The 21,361-nt window shown below is 71.3% G+C and carries 26 protein-coding genes; 15 read left to right on the top strand and 11 right to left on the bottom strand.

Going from position 1 to position 21,361, the window contains the following annotated elements; translation table 11 throughout:
- The first annotated feature begins 43 nt into the window (after positions 1-43).
- On the top strand, positions 44-667 hold the full coding sequence (locus tag RKD20_RS37045) for a PadR family transcriptional regulator (protein WP_028808617.1): 624 nt from the start codon (positions 44-46) through the stop codon (positions 665-667).
- Positions 668-750: 83 nt separating this feature from the next.
- Here the strand turns inward: RKD20_RS37045 and RKD20_RS37050 are convergent, their stop codons facing one another.
- The gene (locus RKD20_RS37050; RefSeq protein WP_007380551.1) at positions 751-1,179 is read right to left on the bottom strand and encodes a type II toxin-antitoxin system Rv0910 family toxin; all 429 of its coding nucleotides are present in this window, start codon (positions 1,177-1,179) and stop codon (positions 751-753) included.
- Positions 1,180-1,286: 107 nt separating this feature from the next.
- Positions 1,287-1,454, bottom strand: a complete 168-nt coding sequence (locus RKD20_RS37055) for a hypothetical protein (protein WP_424881501.1) — start codon at positions 1,452-1,454, stop codon at positions 1,287-1,289.
- Between the two features lie 218 nt (positions 1,455-1,672).
- Between RKD20_RS37055 and RKD20_RS37060 the strand changes: the two genes are divergently transcribed.
- From RKD20_RS37060 to RKD20_RS37070, 3 genes are all read left to right on the top strand, one after another.
- Positions 1,673-2,239 carry a Clp protease N-terminal domain-containing protein gene (locus tag RKD20_RS37060; RefSeq protein ID WP_424881502.1) on the top strand — a complete coding sequence of 189 codons (567 nt, stop codon included), beginning with the start codon at positions 1,673-1,675 and terminating at the stop codon, positions 2,237-2,239.
- Between the two features lie 52 nt (positions 2,240-2,291).
- On the top strand, positions 2,292-3,317 hold the full coding sequence (locus tag RKD20_RS37065; RefSeq protein ID WP_424881503.1) for an EamA family transporter: 1,026 nt from the start codon (positions 2,292-2,294) through the stop codon (positions 3,315-3,317).
- A gap of 191 nt (positions 3,318-3,508) precedes the next feature.
- Positions 3,509-4,420 carry a DMT family transporter gene (locus RKD20_RS37070; protein ID WP_424881504.1) on the top strand — a complete coding sequence of 304 codons (912 nt, stop codon included), beginning with the start codon at positions 3,509-3,511 and terminating at the stop codon, positions 4,418-4,420.
- Between the two features lie 38 nt (positions 4,421-4,458).
- Here the strand turns inward: RKD20_RS37070 and RKD20_RS37075 are convergent, their stop codons facing one another.
- Complete coding sequence (locus RKD20_RS37075) at positions 4,459-5,091, bottom strand: FMN-binding negative transcriptional regulator (protein WP_424881505.1); 633 nt, start codon at positions 5,089-5,091, stop codon at positions 4,459-4,461.
- Positions 5,091-5,774, bottom strand: a complete 684-nt coding sequence (locus RKD20_RS37080; protein ID WP_424881506.1) for a pyridoxamine 5'-phosphate oxidase family protein — start codon at positions 5,772-5,774, stop codon at positions 5,091-5,093. Before RKD20_RS37080 ends, RKD20_RS37075 begins: the two co-directional genes overlap by 1 nt.
- 35 nt (positions 5,775-5,809) lie before the next feature.
- On the opposite strand from RKD20_RS37080, the gene RKD20_RS37085 reads away from it, so the two are divergent.
- Entirely contained in the window at positions 5,810-7,141 is a 1,332-nt protein-coding gene (locus tag RKD20_RS37085) for an aminotransferase class I/II-fold pyridoxal phosphate-dependent enzyme (RefSeq protein WP_424881507.1), read from the top strand.
- A gap of 117 nt (positions 7,142-7,258) precedes the next feature.
- On the opposite strand, the gene RKD20_RS37090 is transcribed toward RKD20_RS37085, so the two are convergent.
- Entirely contained in the window at positions 7,259-8,182 is a 924-nt protein-coding gene (locus RKD20_RS37090) for a DMT family transporter (protein WP_424881508.1), read from the bottom strand.
- Between the two features lie 74 nt (positions 8,183-8,256).
- Between RKD20_RS37090 and RKD20_RS37095 the strand changes: the two genes are divergently transcribed.
- Positions 8,257-9,159: a LysR family transcriptional regulator gene (locus RKD20_RS37095; RefSeq protein ID WP_424881509.1), complete on the top strand. Its 903-nt coding sequence runs from the start codon at positions 8,257-8,259 to the stop codon at positions 9,157-9,159.
- Position 9,160: 1 nt separating this feature from the next.
- Here RKD20_RS37095 and RKD20_RS37100 read toward each other — a convergent pair whose 3' ends face one another.
- On the bottom strand, positions 9,161-9,628 hold the full coding sequence (locus RKD20_RS37100; RefSeq protein ID WP_359431873.1) for a pyridoxamine 5'-phosphate oxidase family protein: 468 nt from the start codon (positions 9,626-9,628) through the stop codon (positions 9,161-9,163).
- Between the two features lie 139 nt (positions 9,629-9,767).
- Here RKD20_RS37100 and RKD20_RS37105 point away from each other — a divergent pair, with 139 nt between their 5' ends.
- A complete protein-coding gene (locus tag RKD20_RS37105; RefSeq protein WP_424881510.1) occupies positions 9,768-10,409 on the top strand; it encodes a cysteine hydrolase in 642 nt (213 codons plus the stop codon).
- A 4-nt stretch (positions 10,410-10,413) separates the two neighbouring features.
- Here RKD20_RS37105 and RKD20_RS37110 read toward each other — a convergent pair whose 3' ends face one another.
- Positions 10,414-10,845: a Rieske (2Fe-2S) protein gene (locus RKD20_RS37110; RefSeq protein ID WP_424881511.1), complete on the bottom strand. Its 432-nt coding sequence runs from the start codon at positions 10,843-10,845 to the stop codon at positions 10,414-10,416.
- 91 nt (positions 10,846-10,936) lie between these two features.
- On the opposite strand from RKD20_RS37110, the gene RKD20_RS37115 reads away from it, so the two are divergent.
- The 7 genes from RKD20_RS37115 to RKD20_RS37145 all read left to right on the top strand — a co-directional run bounded on the left by RKD20_RS37115 (position 10,937) and on the right by RKD20_RS37145 (position 16,993).
- Positions 10,937-11,701, top strand: a complete 765-nt coding sequence (locus tag RKD20_RS37115; RefSeq protein ID WP_424881512.1) for a HipA family kinase — start codon at positions 10,937-10,939, stop codon at positions 11,699-11,701.
- On the top strand, positions 11,698-12,147 hold the full coding sequence (locus tag RKD20_RS37120; protein WP_359431869.1) for a DUF3037 domain-containing protein: 450 nt from the start codon (positions 11,698-11,700) through the stop codon (positions 12,145-12,147). Before RKD20_RS37115 ends, RKD20_RS37120 begins: the two co-directional genes overlap by 4 nt.
- A gap of 130 nt (positions 12,148-12,277) precedes the next feature.
- Positions 12,278-13,039 carry a 3-oxoacyl-ACP reductase FabG gene (gene fabG / locus RKD20_RS37125; RefSeq protein WP_424881513.1) on the top strand — a complete coding sequence of 254 codons (762 nt, stop codon included), beginning with the start codon at positions 12,278-12,280 and terminating at the stop codon, positions 13,037-13,039.
- A 12-nt stretch (positions 13,040-13,051) separates the two neighbouring features.
- On the top strand, positions 13,052-13,816 hold the full coding sequence (locus tag RKD20_RS37130; RefSeq protein WP_424881514.1) for an SDR family oxidoreductase: 765 nt from the start codon (positions 13,052-13,054) through the stop codon (positions 13,814-13,816).
- 190 nt (positions 13,817-14,006) lie between these two features.
- Positions 14,007-15,587 (top strand): ABC transporter substrate-binding protein, encoded by a 1,581-nt coding sequence (locus RKD20_RS37135; RefSeq protein ID WP_424881515.1) that lies wholly within the window; start codon positions 14,007-14,009, stop codon positions 15,585-15,587.
- Between the two features lie 80 nt (positions 15,588-15,667).
- Positions 15,668-16,351, top strand: a complete 684-nt coding sequence (locus RKD20_RS37140; protein WP_020123495.1) for a uracil-DNA glycosylase — start codon at positions 15,668-15,670, stop codon at positions 16,349-16,351.
- A gap of 120 nt (positions 16,352-16,471) precedes the next feature.
- The gene (locus RKD20_RS37145) at positions 16,472-16,993 is read left to right on the top strand and encodes a hypothetical protein (protein WP_424881516.1); all 522 of its coding nucleotides are present in this window, start codon (positions 16,472-16,474) and stop codon (positions 16,991-16,993) included.
- 12 nt (positions 16,994-17,005) lie between these two features.
- Here the strand turns inward: RKD20_RS37145 and RKD20_RS37150 are convergent, their stop codons facing one another.
- Positions 17,006-17,461, bottom strand: a complete 456-nt coding sequence (locus tag RKD20_RS37150) for a hypothetical protein (protein ID WP_424881517.1) — start codon at positions 17,459-17,461, stop codon at positions 17,006-17,008.
- A 199-nt stretch (positions 17,462-17,660) separates the two neighbouring features.
- Complete coding sequence (locus RKD20_RS37155; protein WP_424881518.1) at positions 17,661-18,173, bottom strand: DinB family protein; 513 nt, start codon at positions 18,171-18,173, stop codon at positions 17,661-17,663.
- Between the two features lie 120 nt (positions 18,174-18,293).
- Between RKD20_RS37155 and RKD20_RS37160 the strand changes: the two genes are divergently transcribed.
- Entirely contained in the window at positions 18,294-19,199 is a 906-nt protein-coding gene (locus tag RKD20_RS37160; RefSeq protein ID WP_424881519.1) for a Gfo/Idh/MocA family protein, read from the top strand.
- Here the strand turns inward: RKD20_RS37160 and lnt are convergent.
- Positions 19,123-20,682, bottom strand: a complete 1,560-nt coding sequence (gene lnt / locus RKD20_RS37165) for an apolipoprotein N-acyltransferase (RefSeq protein ID WP_424881520.1) — start codon at positions 20,680-20,682, stop codon at positions 19,123-19,125. The two genes, RKD20_RS37160 and lnt, sit on opposite strands and share 77 nt — an antisense overlap.
- Before the next feature lie 65 nt (positions 20,683-20,747).
- Positions 20,748-21,230, bottom strand: a complete 483-nt coding sequence (locus RKD20_RS37170; protein ID WP_424881521.1) for a nuclear transport factor 2 family protein — start codon at positions 21,228-21,230, stop codon at positions 20,748-20,750.
- Between the last annotated feature and the right edge of the window lie 131 nt (positions 21,231-21,361).

Genomic DNA, 21,361 nt, shown 5'->3' on the forward strand with positions numbered 1-21,361 from the left:
TTGAAGCATCGCGACAGATCAACGATGGAATGGAGTGACTGCGATGCGTTCCCACGGATTCGAGCGTGGACATGGTGGAGCCGGTCGTCGGGGCCGTGGTGGTCCCGAGAGCCTGCGGGGTGCCTTCGGGCCCTTCGGTCCGGGCGGCCCCGGTGGCCCCGGCTTCGGAGGGCCGGGCTTCGGCCCCGGGCCCTGGGGGCCGAGGGGGCGGGGCGGACCCAGGGGGAGGGCGCGGCGCGGTGACGTGCGCGCCTCGATCCTGGCCCTGCTCAAGGACCGGCCCATGCACGGTTACGAGATGATCCAGGAGATCGCCGAGCGCAGCGGCGGGGCGTGGAAGCCCAGCCCCGGTTCGGTGTACCCCACCCTCCAGTTGCTGGAGGACGAGGGGCTGATCGCCAGTGCGACCGAGGGCGGCAAGAAGCTGTTCTCGCTCACCGAGGCCGGCCGTACCGCGGCCGACGAGGGTCCCGACGCGCCCTGGGAGGAAGCCTCCCGCGGCATCGACTTCGAGGCGCTCGGCGAGATCCGGCAGGCCGGCTTCGGTCTGATGGAGGCCTTCGGCCAGGTCTGGAAGACCGGCAGCAAGGAACAGCGCGAGAAGGCGGTGGCCGTCATCAACGAGGCCCGCAAGAAGCTGTACCTGATCCTCGCCGACGAGGACTGATCACAGGCGTACGGCGGCGAAAGGCGCCCCGGGAGGAGACTCCCGGGGCGCCTTCCTGTGTGGCGCCGTCAGGTGTGCCGCCGTCAGGACACCAGTCCGGCCAGCTTCCGCAGTGACTCGTTCAGTGCGGCGGTCCCCGAGTCCTTCAGCTTGCCCGCCATCAGGGAGACGGCCGCGCCCGTGAACTCGCCGTCGATGCGGACGGTTGTGGCGTCCCCGTCGGGAGTCAGGGTGTAGCGCGTGGCCACGCTCACCGCCATCGGGCCCTTGCCCCGGATGGCGAACAGCCGGGCCGGCTCCACCTGGTCGATGGTCCACTCGACCTCGGCCGGGAAGCCCATCAGCTTCATGTTCTCCTGGAAGGTCCCGCCCGGTTCCAGGACCGTAGGGCCGCCGTTGGGGAAGCTGGTGTGGGTCGCGTTCCACTCCCCGTACGCGGACCAGTCGGTGAGCTGGGCCCAGACCTTCTCCGCGGGTGCCGGGATGCGTGCCTCCGCGCTGATTTCCGCCATGCGGCCACCTCTTCGTGTCGGGCTGTGGTGTCGCGGAAAGTAGCCGCAGGGGGCGCAACATTCAATACTGATGAAACGTCAGAACGTAGGGAAACAGGAAGGGGTGTTCACCCCACCTGCCGTATCACCGCCGCGTCGAACAGATCCCACGCGCGCGGGTGCGCGCTCTCGTCGTGACAGTGCCACGCCTCCCAGAACAGGTCGGCGAGCAGCGCGTCCTCCGGGGCGTACACCCGGTACACGTACTGCCTGCCGTCCACGGCCGGCAATGTCACCAGCCGGCTCCCGCTCTCCACTCCTGTGTGGGACGAACGACGTCGTGCGACGGTTGCGCGAGGGGCGCACGGCAAGGTGGTGCGCGCCCACCAGGGCGGAACGGCGTGATCTCATCCGTAAGGAGGAGATCCTGGCGCCGGCGTCCGCTCTCCGTGGGACGCGAAGATGCTTCCCCTCGGGGATGCCCGGATTCGGTGGGACTGATGGGGTGGGGGATGTGCACCCCCGTATCCCCCGGCAGTCGGCCCGCGAACAGAGCGGCCCGCCGCCGGTCCGCCCGGACGGCGATGTCAGGCTCAGCGCGGAACTGGCAGCGGTGGTGTCCGGTGCCCGCAGGCGGGCGCTGAGGGACGGGGACCGGCAGATCGACACCGCCCATCTGCTGCACTCCCTGCTGGACGCCGACGCCGAGGCGTACGCCGTCCTCGACGCGGATCCCCAGCTGCCGCGGCTCCTCGGATATCTCGTGCAGCGCAGCATCGGCTACGGCCTGCGCTGGCAGGGCAGCGTCGAGGACTCCGGCGCGGTCCCCGTGGTGCCGGTGGCCGAGGGCTTCTCACCGCTCGCCGCGGGCGCGATGGAGTACGCCTGCGTCCGGGCCGAGCAGCGCGCCGACGGGCCGGCCCGCGGGATCGACCTGCTCGCGGCGATCCTGGTGGACCCCGAGTCGCGGGCCGTCGAGGTGCTGACCCGTGCGGGAATCGACGCCCGGGCCGTGTCGGCGCGGATCGACGACCGTCTGCCCGGGGGCCTGTGGGGCGGGCCGCCGCGGTCCAGTCGATGAGACAGGAGTCAACGGGGGTGACGCTCATGTCGTGCCCTGTCATCATGGGCCGGTGCACACGTCTGAGAGCAGCAGGGCGGCCGGTGACGGCAAGGGAGCCGGTCTCGGTGACGGCAAGGGTGTCGGACTCGGTCTCGCGCTGGTGTCCGCGCTCGCCTTCGGCGGATCCGGGGTCGCGGCCAAGCCGTTGATCGAGGCGGGCCTCGATCCGCTCCACGTGGTGTGGCTGCGGGTGGCGGGCGCCGCCCTGGTGATGCTGCCGCTCGCCGTCCGCCACCGCGCGCTGCTGCGCAGCCGTCCCGCCCTGCTCGCCGGTTTCGGGCTGCTCGGCGTGGCGGGCGTCCAGGCCTTCTACTTCGCCTCGATCTCCCGCATCCCGGTCGGTGTCGCCCTGCTCGTCGAGTACCTCGCCCCGGCCCTGGTGCTCGGCTGGGTGCGGTTCGTGCAGCGGCGGCCGGTCACCCGCGCCGCCGCGCTCGGCGTGGTCCTCGCGGTCGGCGGGCTCGCCTGTGTCGTCGAGGTCTGGTCGGGCCTGAGCTTCGACGCCCTCGGACTGCTCCTCGCACTCGGCGCCGCCTGCTGCCAGGTCGGCTACTTCGTCCTGTCCGACCAGGGCAGCGACTCCGGGGACCTGGCTCCCGACCCGCTCGGCGTGATCGCCTACGGCCTGCTCGTCGGCACCGCCCTCCTGACCGCCGTGGCCCACCCCTGGACCATGGACTTCTCCGTCCTCGCGCAGCGCGCCGACATGAACGGCACCCCGGTCGCGGCCGGACTGCTGCTCGGCTGGATCGTGCTGATCGCCACCGTCCTCGCCTATGTCACCGGCGTGGTCTCGGTGCGCAGGCTCTCACCGGCCATAGCCGGGGTCGTGGCCTGCCTGGAAGCGGTCGTCGCGACCGTCCTCGCCTGGGTGCTGCTCGGCGAGCACCTATCGGCACCGCAGATCGTGGGTGGCGCGGTCGTCCTGCTGGGCGCCTTCATCGCGCAGTCCTCGACCCCGGCCAAGGGGTCCGCGGAGCCGGTCGCCGCCGGGGGCGCCGAAACCCGGTTGCCCGCCCGGGAGAACGCCGCCTAGGCTCCCGGATCATGCACACACGCACCCGGATCGTCTCTCCGCCGGCCGCCTGAGGCGGGCCCTCCGGAGACCACGCCCGGTCTGTCGCCGGGCCGAACGGTGCTGCCCGCAGACGAAGTCCGCGGACCCCGCCCACGAGCGGGCGTCCTCTTCCGAACTTCCGCGCCTCGGCGCGACTGCGGAGAGAACACGTGTCGCATGCTTCCTCAGGCCTGCCCGTCGGGCGAGGCCTCCTCTATCTGATCGTCGCCGGCACCACCTGGGGCACCGCGGGAGCGGTCGCCTCCCTGGTCTACCGGACCAGTGACCTGGGCCCGGTGTCCCTGTCCTTCTGGCGCTGCGCGGCCGGACTGATGGTGCTGCTCGCGGTCCGTCTCGTACGGCCACGCGCGCGTACGGCCGCCCCGGAACCGCTCGGTCGCAGGGCCCTGCGGGTCGGCGCGTCGGGCGTCGGGCTCGCGGTGTTCCAGACCGCCTACTTCGCCGCCGTACGGTCCACCGGCCTCGCCGTGGCCACCGTCGTCACCCTGGGCGCAGGCCCCGTGCTCATCGCACTCGGGGCCCGCCTCACCCTCGGGGAGCGGCTCGGGCGCGGCGGAGCCGTCGCCGTCACCGGAGCGCTCGCCGGACTCGGTGTGCTGACGCTGGGCGGTGCGGACGCGTCGGTGCGCCCCCTGGGTGTGCTGCTCGGGCTGCTCTCAGCGGCGGGCTGCTGTGTGATGACCCTGATCACGCGTGCCGCCCGGGCGGAGTCCTCCGGAACGTCGGTGGCGGTGTTCGCCGTCACCAGCCTGTGTCTGCTGCCCCTCGCACTGGCCGAGGGACTGCTCCCGCACACGGCCCGACCCGCCCTGCTCCTGGGCCTGTTGGCCTACCTGGCGACCGTCCCGACGGCTCTCGCCTACGGCCTCTACTTCGCGGCCGCCGCGGTCGTCCGCTCCACCACCGTCTCCGTGATCATGCTGCTCGAACCGGTGAGCGCGGCGGTGCTCGCCGTCCTGCTCCTCGGCGAGCGCCTCACCCCGGCCGTCCTCCTCGGCACCCTGCTGATGCTGGGCGCGGTCGCGGGGCTCGCGGTGACCGAGACGTGCGTGCCCGCCTGACAGGCGGAGGGGCCCTTCTCCATGAAGGGCCCCTCCGCTCAGGCGCGTTGCCGCCGCAGCAGGTGCTCGCGCGCCGCCGCGTCCCCGGGACCGGCCCGCTCCGCCAGCCTGTCCGCGATCCGGTCCCGCACCTCTGCGCTTCTCTTGCCGGCGTACTTGAACTTCACCCGCACACCGGTCACTTCGAGCCGCAGTCCGCGAATCCCCGACAGCATCCGCCCGTACGGCACCTGGCCCACCGCCACCCGCGCGGAGCCGCCCTGCGGCTGGAAGTGACCGACCTGGCGGTTCAGGAGCACCGCCTTCTCGGCCGGGTCGTCCACCACGTGGGCCCGGCAGCGCAGTTGCACCGCCGCGTAGAAACTCGTGGGCGTGCCGTGCTCGGACGGGCCGTCCGGGTCGGCCTGCCACGGGCCCGGGACGTACGCGTAGTCGTCGACGACGCTCAGCAGGCAGTCCGGGCTCGCCTCCAGCGCACCCCACAGCGGGTTGGGCCGCGCGAGGTGGGTGAGGACTTCGCCCCGGGCGGGGTCGTGGACGAAGTGCAAGGGCTGCACGAACGGCGGGTCGCCCGCCGGGCCGTTGACGGCGAGCTGCCCGAAGTCGTGGACGGCGAGCCACTGCTGCCACTCGGCGTCGTCACGGGCCGCGTCCCACGGATGGATCAGCATCACAGCACCGCGAGGTAGTCCGGGACCTCGGTGCCGGGGTCCAGGTGCCCGTCGGCGACCGGGGTGCCGTAGCCCTTGAGCAGCGGGACCACGCCGGCCCAGTGGGGGAGGGCGAGGTCCTCGGGCTCGTCGTTGACACCGCCGGTGCGGAGCTTGGCGGAGACCTCGTCGAGGTCGAGGCGGATGACGGCGGTGGCGGCCAGTTCCTTCTTGTTGGCGGGGCGGGAGTCGAGTGCCCGCCCCGGGACCACGTGGTCGACCAGGGCGTCGAGGGCGAGGCGCTTCTCCTCGGGGTCCGTGACGTCGTACGCGAGTCCGTGCACCACCACGGAGCGGTAGTTGATCGAGTGGTGGAAGGCCGAGCGGGCCAGGATCAACGCGTCGACGTGCGTGACCGTCAGGCACACCGGCAGCCCGGGGTCCGCCTGGCCGGTCATCCGCAGCGGGCGCGAACCGGTCGAGCCGTGGACGTAGAGCCGCTCGCCCACCCGGCCGTACAGCGTGGGCAGCACCACCGGGGCGCCGTCCCGGACGAAGCCGAGATGGCAGACGTAGCCCTCGTCGAGTATCGAGTGCACCAGTTCCCTGTCGTACGAGGCCCGGTCGGGGGAGCGCGTCGGGACGGTGCGGTCCGTCGGCGCGTAGGCGGTCGGCTCCGGCGTGGTCGCGGTGGTCCCCTGCATTGCGGTCTCCATTGCACTAGTGCATAATCTGCTTTGTGCTAGGAGAATATCGGATCGAAGGGCGACGCGCAGCGGAGATTGCGGCGAGCGTCGAGCGTGCGGTGGGTGCCGGGGAGCTGGAGCCCGGCCAACTGCTACCACCCATGCGGGAGTTGGCCAACGAGCTGGGCGTGAATCCCAATACGGTCGCGGCGGCGTACCGCACCCTGCGCGAGCGCGGGGTCATCGAGACCGCCGGCCGCAGAGGCAGCCGGGTCCGGCCGAAGCCGGCGACCACGGGCCGCGAGGACATCCGGGTGGAGGTACCGGAGGGCGTGCGGAACGTGGCGAACGGCAACCCGGACCCCGCCTTGCTGCCCCCGCTGGCGCCCGCCTTCGCGGCGGCCGCCGCACAGGGCGACCGGGAGCCGGTCCTGTACGGAGAGGCGACCGTGGACCCCGAGCTCGCGCGCCTTGCGCGCAGTGCGCTCGATGCGGACGGCGTCCCGGACGGGCCTCTCGCCGTCGCCTCCGGATCCCTGGACGTGATCGAGCGGGTGCTGGCCGCCCACCTCAAGCCGGGCGACACGGTCGCCGTGGAGGACCCCGGCTGGGGCAGCCTCCTCGACCTGGTCCCGGCGCTGGGTCTGCGGATCGCCCCGGTGGGTGTGGACGACGAGGGGCCGCGCCCCGAGGACGTCCGCCGGGCCCTGGAGGCGGGCGCCCGAGCCCTGATCGTCACCGACCGGGCGCAGAATCCGACCGGCGCCTCGGTGACCGCTACGCGCGCGCGTGCCCTCCGCGCGGTCCTCGGGGACCACCCGGACATCCTTCTCGTCGAGGACGACCACGGTCACGGCATCGTCGACCTCCCCCTGCACCCTCTGGCCGGAGTCACCCGCCACTGGGCCTTCGTCCGCTCGGTGGCCAAGGCGTACGGTCCCGATCTGCGGCTGGCCGTCCTCACCGGTGACGAGGTCACCGTCGACCGCGTCCACGGCCGCCACCGCCTGGGTCCCGGCTGGGTCAGCCGCATCACCCAACGGGCGGTGGTGCACCTGTGGACGGACGGCGTACTGGACACCGCGGAGGTGGCGGCCGCCTACCGTGAGCGCCGCGACCGGCTGATCGGCGCACTGGCGGAACGCGGGGTCGAGGCCCACGGCCGCAGCGGCCTCAATGTGTGGATCCCGGTCCCGGACGAGACGGGCGCGGTGTCCCGCCTTCTGCACGCAGGGTGGGCGGTGGCCCCGGGCGCCCGCTTCAGGATGGGCACACCGCAGGGGATCAGGGTGACGGTGGCGACATTGCGCAGTGGCGAAGTCCCCTCGCTGGCGAACGCGATCGCGAAGGCGGTGGGCCCTGCACCGACCCGGAACCATGTGTAGCGGGGCACGGTCGACCTGCGCAGGGGTGCGGGGCTGTGTCGATATGCGGCTCCGCCGCGTGAGCGCGACCAGCCACAACGAACCCGCAGCCGCAGGCGATCGTCGGGCCCCGCCGCATCAGGCGCCCCGCCGAACCCGAGTCAGCGCGGCCCCCGCAAGAACGACCACCGCCCCCACCGGCGTCGACCAGCTCAACGACTCCCCGAGCACCGCGACCCCGGCGCCCGTGGCGATGACCGGAATGAAGTACGTGACCATCTGCGCGGTGGTCGGCCCCACTTCGGCGACCAACCCGTACTGCAGGAGCACGGCCAGTCCCGTACCGAGCGCCCCCAGGGCAGCGACCGCGAGCAGGGGCAGCAGCTCGACGTGGGTCGGCACACCGGTGAACAGTGGAGTGACGACCGCCAGTTGCAGTGTGGCCAGCAGCAACTGCGCCCCCGTCAGGGATATGTGGGAGTACCCCACTCCGGCCAGGGTCCGTCGCACGTAGATCCACCCGACCGGATAGCTGAGCGAGGCCAGCAGAGCCATCGCCGTCCCCCTGCCGTCCAGTCCGCTGAACCCCTGCCATGCGCCGAGAACCGTCAGCACCCCCAGAAATCCGAGACCGAGCCCCGCGACACGCACGCGCGTGGGCCGGTCCTCGGACAGGGCGACCACGGACAGCGCCATCCCCCACAACGGCGAGGTCGCATTGCAGATCCCCGCCAGCGTGGAGGGGATCGTCAGCTCCGCGTAGGCGAAGAGCGAGAACGGCAGCGCGTTCAGCAGGAACCCGGCGACCGTCAGATGCCCCCACGTCCGCACCCCGCGAGGAAGCCGCTCCCGCTTCACCGCCATCACCGCGGCCAGCACCGACGTCCCGAACGCCAGCCGCCCGAGCGTCACCTGGAAGGGGGCGTACCCCTCGGTGCCCACCTTGATGAGGAGAAAGCTGAACCCCCAGATCAGCGAGAGCACGCCGAAGCGCAGACGCCAGTCGAGGGCGGGGCGGCGGGCGGCCCGGACAGGGGCTTCGGCGACGGTCGCGGTGGTCATGCCGACCACGATCCGGCAAGCGATCTCGTAGCACAAGCGAGTATTTCCGCGAGATATCTCGTAGGATCGCTTACATGTTGAACCTGGAGCGCCTGCGCACCCTCGACGCCCTCGCCCGGCACGGCTCGGTCAGCGGCGCCGCCGAGGGCCTGCACATCACGACATCGGCCGTCTCGCAGCAGATGTCCAAGCTGGAGCGCGAGGTCGGCCAGCAGCTGCTAGCCAAGAACGGCAGGGGAGTGCGGCTCACCGACGCAGGCCGGCTCCTCGCCGACCACGCGGCGCGCATCCTGTCCCAGGTCGAACTCGCCCAGTCCGACCTGGAGGCCCAGCGCGGCCAGGTGGTGGGGGAGTTGCGGCTCGCCGCGTTCCCGACGGCCGTGCGCGGACTGTTCCCGGCGGCGCTCGCCCAACTGCGCTCGGCGCATCCCGCGCTGCGGATCGGCTCGCGTGAGATGGACCCGGAAGCCGCGGTCCACGCCGTGATCCGCGGCGACTACGATCTCGCGGTCGTCCTGGACTGGTACAACAAGCCGCTGCCGATGCCGGACGGGCTGGTGAAGTTCTCGATCGTCGACGACACGGCCGACGTGGCGATGCCCGCGACCCACCGGCACGCGCACCGCGATGAGGTCGATCTGGAGGACTTCGCCGACGACGACTGGGTCACCTGGGGCGAGGGCGAGTTCTGCGACGAGTGGCTGATGCACACCCTGCGCTCCAAGGGGATCGAACCGCGCGTCGCGCACCGCGCGGAGGAGCACCCGACCCAACTCGCCCTGGTCGACGCCGGACTCGGCGTGTGCGTGGCGCCCCGGCTCGGACGCGGTCCGGTCCCGCAGGGCGTGCGGACCGTGCCCGTACGGCAGTCGGTCAGCCGGCACATCTACGCCGTGTGGCGCGCGGACGCCGACCGCCGCCCGTCGATCCGGGCGGCGGTCGAGGCGCTGAAGTCGGCGGCGGAGCAGGCCGTGTGAGTCAGGCGGAGCCCAGCTTGCGGAAGTCCCAGGAGACGATCTTCTCCGGGGTCAGCCGTATCCACGCGTGCCGCCCGTCGTGCGGCATCTCCTCCAGCCGGAAGTTCTTGCGGGCGAACAACGTCTCGGGCACGTCGAGTTCGGCACGGAGCTCGCCGGTGCGCGGGGCCTCGCCCACGAAGTCCACGGTCCCGGACAGCTCCACGCCCTGCAGTTCGTCGTACTCCTCGCCCGTGTCGACGACGATCGCGACCCGCGGATCGCGGCGCAGATCCGTCCAGCGCTTGCTGCGCACCACGGAGTACAGCCACATCGAGGTGCCGTCCCAGGCGAACCAGAGCGTGCTCACATGCGGAGCGCCGTCGGCGGAGACCGTGGCGACCCGGCAGGTGCGCTGGCTGGTGAGGAACTCGTCCAGTTCGCCCGGCGTCATCATGATCTTCCGGCCCCGGCGCTGAGTGACGGTCATGCGTCCCCCTCTTTCTCTCACGTCGTGTCAGAGGAGAGATCCTCTGACATCACGTCAGAAAAGGATGGGTCGTCTTCCGCCCACACGCAATGGTCGCTACTGTCACCGGCTCCGGGCCGTCGGCGACAAGGGGGGAACCGTGCCGTCGTACGAACAACTCAGCGAGCTGATCGATCCCGAGAGCACCGTCCTGCTCACCGTCGAGTGCCAGCAGGGCGTGGTCGGACCGGAGAGCGCCCTGCCCGAACTCGCCCGTGCGGCACGGACCTCGGGCGCACTCGCCAACGTCGCCCGGCTGGTCGCCGCCGCGCACGAGAGCGGGGTCCAGGTGATCCACGCGATCGCCGAACGCCGTCCGGACGGGCGCGGCGCCAACCGCAACGCCCGCCTCTTCCAGGCCGCCGAACGCCTGCCCGTCCAGCAGCTGTCCGGGACCACCGCGGTAAGGGTGGCGCCCCCGATCGAGGTGAGCGAGGAGGACTTCGTCGTACGACGGCTGCACGGCCTGTCGCCGATCCAGGGCACCGAGGTCGACGCGCTGCTGCGCAACCTCGGCTGCCGCACGCTGGTCGTGACCGGCGTCTCCGCCAACGTGGCGGTGCCCAACGCCGTGTTCGACGCGGTCAACCGCGGCTACCGCGCCCTGGTGGTGACGGACGCCATCGCGGGGGTGCCCTCCGACTACACCCCGGCGATGATCCGTCACACGCTGGCCCTCGTCGCCACGCTCGCGACCACGGACGAAGTACTGGCCTGTCTCCGACGGCCGCGCCGCGCCTGACACCTCATGCCAGCGTGATCGAGTCGCCGCTGACGGTGATCTTCTCCTCGGGCAGGGGCTGCGTCGCCGGCCCCTTCTTCACGCTGCCGTCGGCCACCGAGAACTCGCTCTTGTGGCACGGGCAGGTAATGACCCCGTCGGCGATCCCCGTCACCGCACACCCCTGGTGGGTGCACTTCGACGAGAACGCCTTGAACTGGCCCGCCGTCGGCTGGGTGACCACCACGCCCGAGTCCTTGAAGATCTTGCCGCCGCCCTCGGGGATGTCCGAGGTCTTCCCGAGGACGCTGCCGGCGGCGGGCGCGTCCGACGACGAGGAGGCGTCGTCCCCCGACCCGCACGCGTTCAGGGTGAGGGCGAGTCCCGCAGCGCCGACCGCCGCAACGACGACCCGGCGACTGGGGGCCGATGCGGGATGAATCGATTCGCTGGCCATGTTGACGTCCCCTTCCACGGATTCTCCGAACTGCCCTGAGGTACGGCCCCGGAGTGCCTGTTGTTCAGACACCCCCCAGTAACCTGGGGCGATGCTCAAGGAAGCCATCGCGACCCGCTACATCACGCCCCTGCGTGAGGGCGGCTCGCTGCCGGGGCTCGTCGAGGCCGACGACCGCGGGACGTACGTCATCAAGTTCACCGGCGCCGGACAGGGCCGCAAGACGCTGGTCGCCGAGGTGGTGGCCGGGGAACTCGCCCGCCGGCTCGGTTTCCGGGTGCCGCGGCTCCTGACCCTCGACCTCGACCCGGACCTGGGGCTCGGCGAGCCCGACGAGCGGGTGCAGGGGCTTCTCAAGTCCAGCGGCGGCACGAACCTCGGCATGGACTTCCTCTCCGGAGCACTCGGCTTCGACCCGCTCGCCTTCCCGGTGAGCTCCGAGGAGGCCGGCCAAATCGTCTGGTTCGACGCGCTGGTCAACAACGTCGACCGCTCCTGGCGCAACCCCAACCTGCTGTGGTGGCAGCGGGAGGTGTGGCTCATCGACCACGGCGCGACCATGATCTGGCAGCACAACTGGCCCGGCGCCGAGAAGTCCGCCGCCCGTCCCTACGACGCCTCGGACCACGTCCTGAAGCCCTTCGCGCCGGATCTCGCCACCGCCGCCGCCGAACTGGCCCCCCGCGTCACCGAGGACCTGCTGGCCGAGGTCACCGCCGAGATCCCGGACGCCTGGCTGGCGGACGAGCCCGGCTTCGACACCCCGGACGAGCTCAGAAGGGCGTACGCCCGGCCCCTGCTCCTGCGGGCCGCCGCAGTCCACGAACGCATCAGCGGCATCGAGGGGGACAAGTGAGCGAGCGCCACATCCACATGGCCGGCAGTGTGGTGGAGCGCCACGTCATCAAGGGCGGGCGGGCCAGCGAACGGGATGTCTTCGAGTACGCCCTGCTGAGGGTCGTTCCCCGAGTCGAGCGCGGCGAGTCCATCAACGCCGGCGTAATCGTCTACTGCCGGGCGAAGGCGTACGTAGGTGTGCGTACCCACCTCGACGAGGACCGGCTGCGCGCGCTGGATCCCGCCGCGGACGTGGCAGGCGTCCGGGCCGCCCTCAGTGGCGTCGAAGCGGTCTGCGCGGGCGGCGAGACGGCCGGGCAGGCCGCGCGCGACGACGCCGGGCGCCGCTTCCGGTGGCTCGTCGCACCCCGCTCCACGGTCGTGCAGCCGGGCCCCGTGCACACCGGACTCACCCTGGATCCGGCGGCCGAGCCGGAGCGTCTGCTCGACCTGCTGGTGAGGTAATGGATCACACCGGTCCCGTGGGACGTTGACACCGCGTGCCAGGGCTTCTAGCGTCACGTGCCGAAGGTACTAAGCGGTCGCTCACCGACCTGGTCGGGCCGAACGTTCTCAAGGGCGAGGAGAATCAGCAATGTCCACCACTGAGCAGCGGGTAGCCGTCGTCACCGGTGCCGCGCGCGGCATCGGCGCCGCCACCGCCGTACGACTGGCGGCCGAGGGCCGCGCGGTCGCCGTGATCGATCTCGACGAGGCAGCCTGCAAGGACACCGTGGAGCAGATCACCGCGGCCGGCGGCCGGGCGATCGCGGTCGGCGCGGACGTCTCGGACGAGACCCAGGTGCAGGCCGCCATCGCGCGCGTGGCGGAGGAGCTCGGCGCGCCGACGATCCTCGTGAACAACGCGGGCGTGCTCCGCGACAACCTGCTGTTCAAGATGAGCGTCTCCGACTGGGACACCGTCCTGAACGTGCACCTCAAGGGCTCGTTCCTGGTGACCAAGGCCATCCAGAAGCACATGGTGGACGCGGGCTTCGGCCGGATCGTCAACCTGTCGTCGTCCTCGGCGCTCGGCAACCGCGGCCAGGCCAACTACTCCGCCGCCAAGGCCGGTCTCCAGGGCTTCACCAAGACCCTCGCCATCGAGCTCGGCAAGTTCGGCATCACCGCCAACGCCGTCGCCCCCGGCTTCATCGCCACCGACATGACCGCCGCGACCGCCGAGCGCGTCGGCATGGGCTTCGAGGAGTTCAAGGCCGCGGCCGCCACCCAGATCCCGGTCGCGCGCGTGGGCGAGCCCGACGACATCGCCAACGCCATCGCCTTCTTCACGGGCGAGGCGGCCGGATTCGTCTCCGGCCAGGTGCTGTACGTCGCCGGCGGACCGCTCGACTAGGGAAACGGGACCATGACTTCGCAACTCCCCGAGCTTTCGGGCAAGGTCGCGCTCATCACGGGCGCCAGCCGCGGTATCGGTTACGGCGTCGCCGAGGCGCTCGTCGCGCGCGGTGACCGGGTGGTCATCACCGGCCGCACCGAGGACTCGCTCAAGGAGGCCGTCGAGCAGCTCGGCGCCGAGCGTGCCGTCTACGTCGCGGGCAAGGCGCACGACGAGGAGCACCAGACCGCCGCCGTCGAGCGCGCCATGGACGCCTTCGGCCGTATCGACTACCTGGTCAACAACGCCGGTACCAACCCGGTGTTCGGGCCCATCGCCGACCTCGACCTGAACGTGGCCCGCAAGGTCTTCGAGACCAACGTGATCTCCGCGCTCGGCTTCGCGCAGAAGACCTGGCACGCCTGGCAGAAGGACAACGGCGGCGCGATCGTCAACATCGCCTCCGTCGCGGGCATCGCGCCCTCGCCCTTCATCGCCGCCTACGGCGTCAGCAAGGCCGCGCTGATCAACCTCACCCAGCAGCTCGCGCACGAGTTCGCGCCGGGGGTGCGGGTCAACGCGATCGCCCCGGCCGTCGTGAAGACCAAGTTCGCGTCGGCCCTGTACGAGGGCCGGGAGGCGGAGGCCGCCGCGTCCTACCCGCTGGCCCGGCTCGGGGTGCCCTCCGACATCGGCGGGGCCGCGGCCTTCCTCACCTCCTCGCAGTCCGACTGGGTCACCGGTCAGACGCTCGTCGTGGACGGCGGCATCTTCCTCAACGCCGGCGTGGGCTGAAAGTCGTCGCCTCGGCACGGGCGTCCGTTGACAGTGACGGCGCCCGTGTCGACGCACAAAAGCCTCACAAGTGCACTACAGGGTCATCACCGATGAGATGATCAAGTCGCCCGTGGACGAACCGGTTGAGTGTGCGCACCACTGCGGTATGTTTTGCCGACTCTCGGCACGGCATTCGAGGAGCAAGCGCGTGTTCAAGCGGAACCGGTACCTGCCGCCTCTCGCGGCGCTCGTGTCCATATCCACGGTGGCCGGATGTGGTGTGTTCTCCTCGGACTCCTCCGACAGCGGGAAGGCGATCGTCGTGGGGACCACCAGCGCCCCCGCCACGCTGGACCCGGCGGCCTCCTGGGACAACTCCTGGGAGCTGTTCCGCAACGTCTACCAGACGCTCCTGAACTACTCCCCGGGCGGGTCGGACCCCGAACCCGACGCCGCCGAGCGCTGTGAGTTCACGGACGCGTCGAGCACCGTGTACAGCTGCACGCTGCGCGAGGGCCTGAAGTTCTCCAACGGGCACACGCTCGACGCCAACGCCGTCAAGTACTCGATCGACCGCATCAAGAAGATCAACGTCAACGGCGGCCCCGCCGGTCTGCTGGGAACGCTGTCCCGGGTCCAGGTGAAGGGCGATCGCGAGGTGGTCTTCCACCTCAGCCAGCCCGACGCCACCTTCCCCCTGGTGCTGACCACGCCGGCCATGTCGATCGTGGACCCGGAGGAGTACTCCGCGACCTCGATCCGCAAGGACGGGAAGATCAGTGGTTCGGGGCCCTACAGCCTCGACTCCTACCAGGAGGGCGAGAAGGCCGAGCTCGTCCGCAACGACAACTACAAGGGCATCGCGGACCGCAAGAACAAGGCCGTCACCATCCGCTACTTCAAGCAGTCCGACGAGATGGTCAAGGCCCTCAAGGACAAGGAGATCTCGGTCGTCTACCGCGGACTCGGCGCCTCCGACACCGTGGACATCGAGGTCAACCAGCAGAAGGAGGGGCTCCAGCTCATCGAGAACCCCACCACCGAGATCAGCTACCTCGTGTTCAACCCCCGCGACCCGTGGTCCGCGAAGCCCGCGGTCCGCAAGGCCGTCGCCCAGATCGTCGACCGCCCGGCGCTCGTGCACTACGTCTACAAGGACACCGTCGAGCCGCTGTACTCCATGGTCCCGGCCGGACTCACCGGCCACACCACGAGCTTCTTCGACGACTTCGGCGACCCCAGCGTGGCCAAGGCCAAGAAGCTCCTCACCGAGGCGGGGATCACCGAGCGCGTCCCGCTGACCCTCTGGTACACCAGCGACCGCTACGGCTCGACGACCAAGCCCGCCTTCCAGGAGCTGAAGAAGCAGCTGGAGGCCTCCGGCCTGTTCACGATCACCCTCAAGAGCCGCCCGTGGAAGACCTACGTCGAGGGCTACCAGAAGGGCGAGTACCCGGTGTTCGGGCGCGGCTGGTTCCCCGACTTCCACGACGCCGACAACTTCATCTCGCCCTTCGTGGGCAAGCAGAACGCGCTCGGCACCCCGTACGACGCCCCCGAGATCACCGGCAAACTGCTCCCCGAGTCGCGCGCGGAGAGCGACCGCGGGGCCGTGGCACCGCAGATCGAGGAAGCCCAGCAGGTCTTCGTGAAGGACGCCCGGCTGGTCCCGCTGTGGCAGGGCAAGCAGTACGTGGCCGCGAACGAGGAGATCGCCGGTCTCGAGAAGGTCATCGACCCGGCGACCATGATGACGATGTGGGAGCTGTACTGGAAGACCAGCTGGTAGGTCCCCTCACGGCAGCGATTGTCAGTGGGCGCCTGTAGGTTCTGAAGCCTGCAAGTGACCGCACATCGTGAGGAATTGACGTGACCGACACCGCCATGCTGCCCGAGTCCTGGCGCGGGGTTCTGGGCGACGAGCTGCAGCAGCCGTACTTCAAGGAGCTGACGGAGTTCGTCGAGGACGAGCGGGCTAGGGGTCCCGTCTACCCGCCGCGCGAGGAGGTCTTCGCCGCCCTCGACGCGACGCCCTACGACCGGGTGAAGGTCCTGATCCTCGGCCAGGACCCGTACCACGGCGAAGGCCAGGGCCACGGCCTGTGCTTCTCGGTCCGCCCCGGTGTCAAGACCCCGCCCTCCCTCCGCAACATCTACAAGGAGATGAAGGAGGAGCTGGGCCTGGAGATCCCGGACAACGGCTACCTGATGCCCTGGGCCCAGCAGGGCGTTCTGCTGCTCAACGCGGTGCTCACGGTCCGCTCCGGCGAGGCCAACTCGCACAAGGGCAAGGGCTGGGAGAAGTTCACCGACGCCGTGATCCGCGCCGTGGCCGAGCGACCCGACCCGGCGGTCTTCGTCCTGTGGGGCAACTACGCGCAGAAGAAGCTCCCGCTGATCGACGAGAGCCGCCACGTGGTGGTCAAGGGCGCGCACCCCTCCCCGCTGTCGGCGAAGAAGTTCTTCGGCTCCCGCCCGTTCACGCAGATCAACGAGGCGGTCGCCCGGCAGGGCCACGAGCCCATCGACTGGACGATCCCGAACCTCGGCTGACCCCGCCACCGGCCCGGTGCCGCACCGACCGGGCCCGGTGCCGCCTGACCGGGATTGTCGGTGCGGACGGCTAGCGTCGGGAAGGACAGCGACGACACCCGACCAGGGCCTGGAGGACGCGTGACGGAGCGACAGGAGCAGACGGCGCCGGATGCCGTGATGACACGGATCGGGCAGGTCGTCATGCTGTGCTACGCGGGGGACCGCGAGGAGGCCCGGCACCGCTTCCTGGAGCTGTGGGCGGAGATCGGCGAGGACGGCGACCCGCTGCACCGCTGCACCCTGGCCCACTTCATGGCCGACGCCCAGGAGGACCCCTGCGACGAACTCGCCTGGGACCTCAGGGCGTTGACGGCCGCCGAGGAGCTCACCGACGACCGGCCGGCCCGGCACGAGAGCGCGATCGCCGTGCGCGCCCTGTATCCCTCACTGCACCTCAACCTGGCCGCCGACTATGTGCGGCTCGCCCGCGCGGACGCCGCCCGCACCCATCTGCGCCGGGCCCGCAGGGCGGCGGACGCCCTGGGGGAGGACAGCTACAGCGACGGGGTGCGGGCGGCGATCAGCAGACTGGAGCTGCGGCTCGGTGACGGCGGATCCGCCGGCGACGGAAGGTGGGGGCCCCCGCGGCAGCGGCCCTGAGATCCGAGTGCCTCAACGGCCGTAGGTCTGGTCGCAGATGACCGACTCGGGGCTGCCCTCCTGCCAGCGGCCGTACTTCCTGCCCAGCCCACAGACGTCCTTGGGGCCCCTGGGAACCGACTTGGGGACCGACCTGGCCACGTCCGGGATCTCGACGCGCGGCTTGCGGTGGTGCGGGGCGTCCGGGTTCCACGGCTCGGGACGGGCCGGGCGCGCGGGGCGCTCCGGGTGGTGTCCCGGATGCGCGTGGGCCGGCTGTGGGGGCTGCGGCCGCGCGGGGGCCCCGGCGGCCCCCGGGGTCCGGTCGCGGGACGTGGTTCCCCCCGGCTTCGAGGACGGGGACGGGTCGATCATGGACAGCGCCTCCTGGGCCGGGGCCTGCACGATCTGCGGCTCCGCCTGACCGTCCGGACGGGCGTGCCCCGGCGCCGGCAGCTGCGACGGTGCCGTCGTCGGCGGCCCGGACACGGGTGGACGCTGGACCGTCACACAGCCGGTGAGAGCCGAGACAGCCACGGTGACCAGGAGCGTTGCGGTAGTCGTGGTTCGATGCACCCGCGTCACTCTGCTGGTTCGGGCGACCTCGGCGACAGCGGACAAGCAGAGGTTGCCCCGCACGGGTGATCTCCGCCCCCGTACGGTGTGCTCGGGCCGCCCGATGCTGACGTCAGTCGCCGACGGCGCCGTCGATGCGCTCGCGGATCAGGTCGGCGTGGCCGTTGTGGCGCGCGTACTCCTCGATCATGTGGGTGTAGAGCCAGCGCAGGTTGAACCGCTCGCCGGTCCGGCGGTGCTTGCCCACGGTGATGTCGTCGAGGCCGAAGCGGGCCGCGTTCTCCCGGCTCGTGTCGATCTCGGCCTGCCAGGTGCCGTACGCCTCCTGCCAGGTGTCGGCCTCGGTGAGCCGGAACTCGCCGTCCGGGTCGGCCTCGCTGTAGTAGATCGGTCCCGCGTCCTCGTCGGCCAGGACCCGGCGGAACCAGCTGCGCTCCACCTCCGCCATGTGCCGCACCAGGCCCAGCAGGGAGAGCGTGGACGGCTCCACCGAGGCGGTCCTGAGCTGGGCGTCGGTCAGACCCTCGCACTTCCAGGCCAGCGTCTGCCGGTGGTAGTCCAGCCAGCCCTCCAGCATGATGCGTTCGTCGGCGGTGGTCGGGGGTTCGGCGCGCTGAGTCGTCATGTCCGCATCCTTACCCAGCTCATCCCCGACAACCAGCGAATTCCCGGTCGCCGGCCGAGGCCCATCGGCGCCGCCGTATGCTTCCGGCAAGGCCCTGGCCAGACAACTGGAGGAGTCCACGTGAAGGTCGGCTGCATCGGACTCGGTGACATCGCGCAGAAGGCGTATCTGCCGGTGCTCGGCGGTCGGCCCGGCGTCGAACTGCATGTGCAGACGAGGACCCCGGCGACGCTGACAAGGGTCGCCGACGGGCTCCACCTGCCCGAGGGGCAACGGCACCAGGACCTGGACTCGCTGCTCGCCCAGGACCTCGACGCCGCGTTCGTGCACGCGCCGACGAGCGTGCACCCCGAGATCGTCGCGCGGTTGCTGGAGGCGGGCGTACCGACGTACGTCGACAAGCCGCTCGCATACGAACTCGCCGACTCCGAACGGCTGGTCGCGCTCGCCGAGCGGAGGAACGTGAGCCTGGCCGTCGGCTTCAACCGGCGGTTCGCCCCCGGCTACGCGCAGTGCGCCGAGCACCCGCGCGAGCTGATCCTCATGCAGAAGAACCGGATCGGGCTCCCGGAGGAGCCGCGCGCGATGATCCTCGACGACTTCATCCACGTCGTCGACACCCTGCGGTTCCTGGTGCCGGGGCCGGTCGACGACGTGACGGTACGCGCGCGCGTGGAGGACGGCCTGCTGCACCACGTCGTGCTCCAGCTGGCGGGGGAGGGCTTCACCGCGCTCGGGGTGATGAACCGGCTCAGCGGCTCGGCCGAGGAGATCCTGGAGGTGTCCGGGCAGGACACCAAGCGGCAGGTCCTCAACCTCGCCGAGGTCGTCGACCACAAGGGCCAGCCCACCGTGCGGCGGCGCGGCGACTGGGTGCCGGTGGCCCGGCAGCGCGGCATCGAGCAGGCGGTGCTCGCCTTCCTCGACGCCGTGCGCGCGGGAAAGGTGCTCAGCGCCCGGGACGCGCTGGCGACCCATGAGCTGTGCGAGCGGGTGGTACGCGCGGTGCGGGAGCAGGCCGCCTGAACCGCCGCCCCAGCTGCACGGCGCACCACACCGCGAGGACCAGCAGCGCCGCGTGCACCGGCCAGTCGCCGAAGCGGACGTACGGCGTCGTCCCGGTGGCCAGGGGTACGTCGTACACGCGCGCGGTGCTGGCGTCGGTGGCGACCCACTGTCCGACGCGCCGGCCGCTCCCGTCGTAGACCGCGGAGACCCCGGTCAGGGTCGAGTGCACCATCGGTCGGCCCGTCTCGGCTGCGCGCAGGGCGGCCAGCGAGGCGTGCTGCTCGGGGGCCCAGCTGTGCTGGAAGGAGGAGGTCGACGACTGGGCGATCAGCAACTGGGCGCCGTCCTCGGCGAGATGACGGCTCATGTCGGGGAAGGCCGACTCGAAGCACACCATCGGACCGACCTTCAGCCCGTGGCCGACGTTCATCACGACCTGCTCGGAGCCGTGCCTGCGGTTCTCGGCCGCCGCCTTGCCGACCGAGGTGACCCAGCCGAGCAGCGAGCGGGCCGGGATGTACTCGCCGAAGGGGACCAGGCGCATCTTGTCGTAGCGGTCGCCGGTGAGCCCGCCGGGGCCGACCAGGACCGAGCTCTTGTAGATGCCGGGCTTGTCGGAGCGGCGGGCGTCCACGTTGACGAGGATGTCGGCGCCGGTCTCCTCGGAGAGCGCCGCGATCCGCTTCGACAGGTCGGGCCGGTCCCCGAGGTCGAAACCGACGCTGCTCTCGCCCCAGACGATCAGGTCGAGGTCCTGCCCCGCGAGGTCGCGGGTCAGCTGCTCCTCGCGGGCGAAGCGCCGGTCGGGGCCGTCGACGACACCGGGCTGGACGACGGCGATCCGGGTGCTGCCGCCCGTGTCGGGACGCGGCGACCACATCCAGGCCGCCGAGGTCACGGCGGCGGTGGCGACCAGGCCCGCCACCGCGGGGACCCGGGACTCGCGGACCGTCACCAGCACGGCGAGCGCCACATTGACGGCCACGATCAGGAAGCTGACCAGCCACACCCCGCCCACCGAGGCCAGCCGCAGGGCCGGAGCGACCTCCCACTGGCTGGCGCCGAGCACGCCCCAGGGGCCGCCGAGCCCCTGCCAGGAGCGGACGAGTTCGATGCCGAGCCAGCCCGACGGCAGTACGGCCAGGGCGGCGGCGATCCGGCCGCGCGAGGGAGTTCCGGCCAGGAAGTGGCGGACGAGCGCGCCCCATGGGGCCCACAGCGCGCCGAGCAGGGCGCCGATGACGAAGATGAACACGCTCAGGCTCGGCAGCAGCCAGTGGTGCATCCCCACCATGAACCCGAAACCGCCGGCCCAGCCGTCGTACGCCGCCCGTTTCGCCGTAGGAGCCGAGCGGATCAGTGCGATCCAGGGGATGAGGGCGACGTAGGCGAGCCACCACAGGGACGGTGCCGGGAACGCGAGGACGGGGAGGGCGCCTGCCAGCACCGCGACGGTCGAGCGCCGCCACGGGGAGGCAAGCCAGTGGCCGAACAAGTTCATACGGCGCCTCCTACCCCGTGCGGGTGACCAGTGTGCGTGTGGTTGACCACCCCGAGGGTGTCGGCTCAGTTGATCACAGGTGTGCTCCGGGGGTCCGGCAGACGCCGCCACTTCTCCCGCACGACGACCTCGCGCAGCCGCCAGCCGTCGTCCGTGCGCAGCAGGGCGAAGGCGTAGCGGCCACCGCAGACGAAGTCGGGGGCGGTGGAGGGGGCGTCGTCGGCGAGGCGCATGGGGTTGATGTAGTCGGCCTGGACGACGGCCGTGTCGCCGGTGTCCTGGTCCAGGGTGCCGAAGCGGACGCGGCGGTTGACGATCAGATGTTGGCGCATCGAGAACAGCCGCAGGCTCTCCGCGAGCCATGCGGCGACGTGGTGCGCGTCCCCCTCGATCCCGCCGGCCGAGCGGTAGTCGGCCCGCCCGTCCGAGGTGAACAGTCCCCGGTACGCCTCCCAGTCGCCGTCGTCCACGGCCACGGCGTAATCGGTGACGAGTGCGTCCACGGTCAGCCGGTCCATCACGGTCGCGAGCTCCACACGCTGCGTCATCGGCTCAGTGTTGGGCATGGGGCGAGCCGAGCCAAGGGGCGTGCGGGGACATTCGGAGGGCGGGGCGGGGGACGATCGGGACGGCCGGTGAGTGGGGCGGGCAATCAGTTGCGGGCGTCTGTCGCGGGGGC

Source organism: Streptomyces sp. SLBN-8D4, assembly GCF_049739545.1.
Classification (GTDB): Bacteria; Actinomycetota; Actinomycetes; order Streptomycetales; family Streptomycetaceae; genus Streptomyces; species Streptomyces canus_C.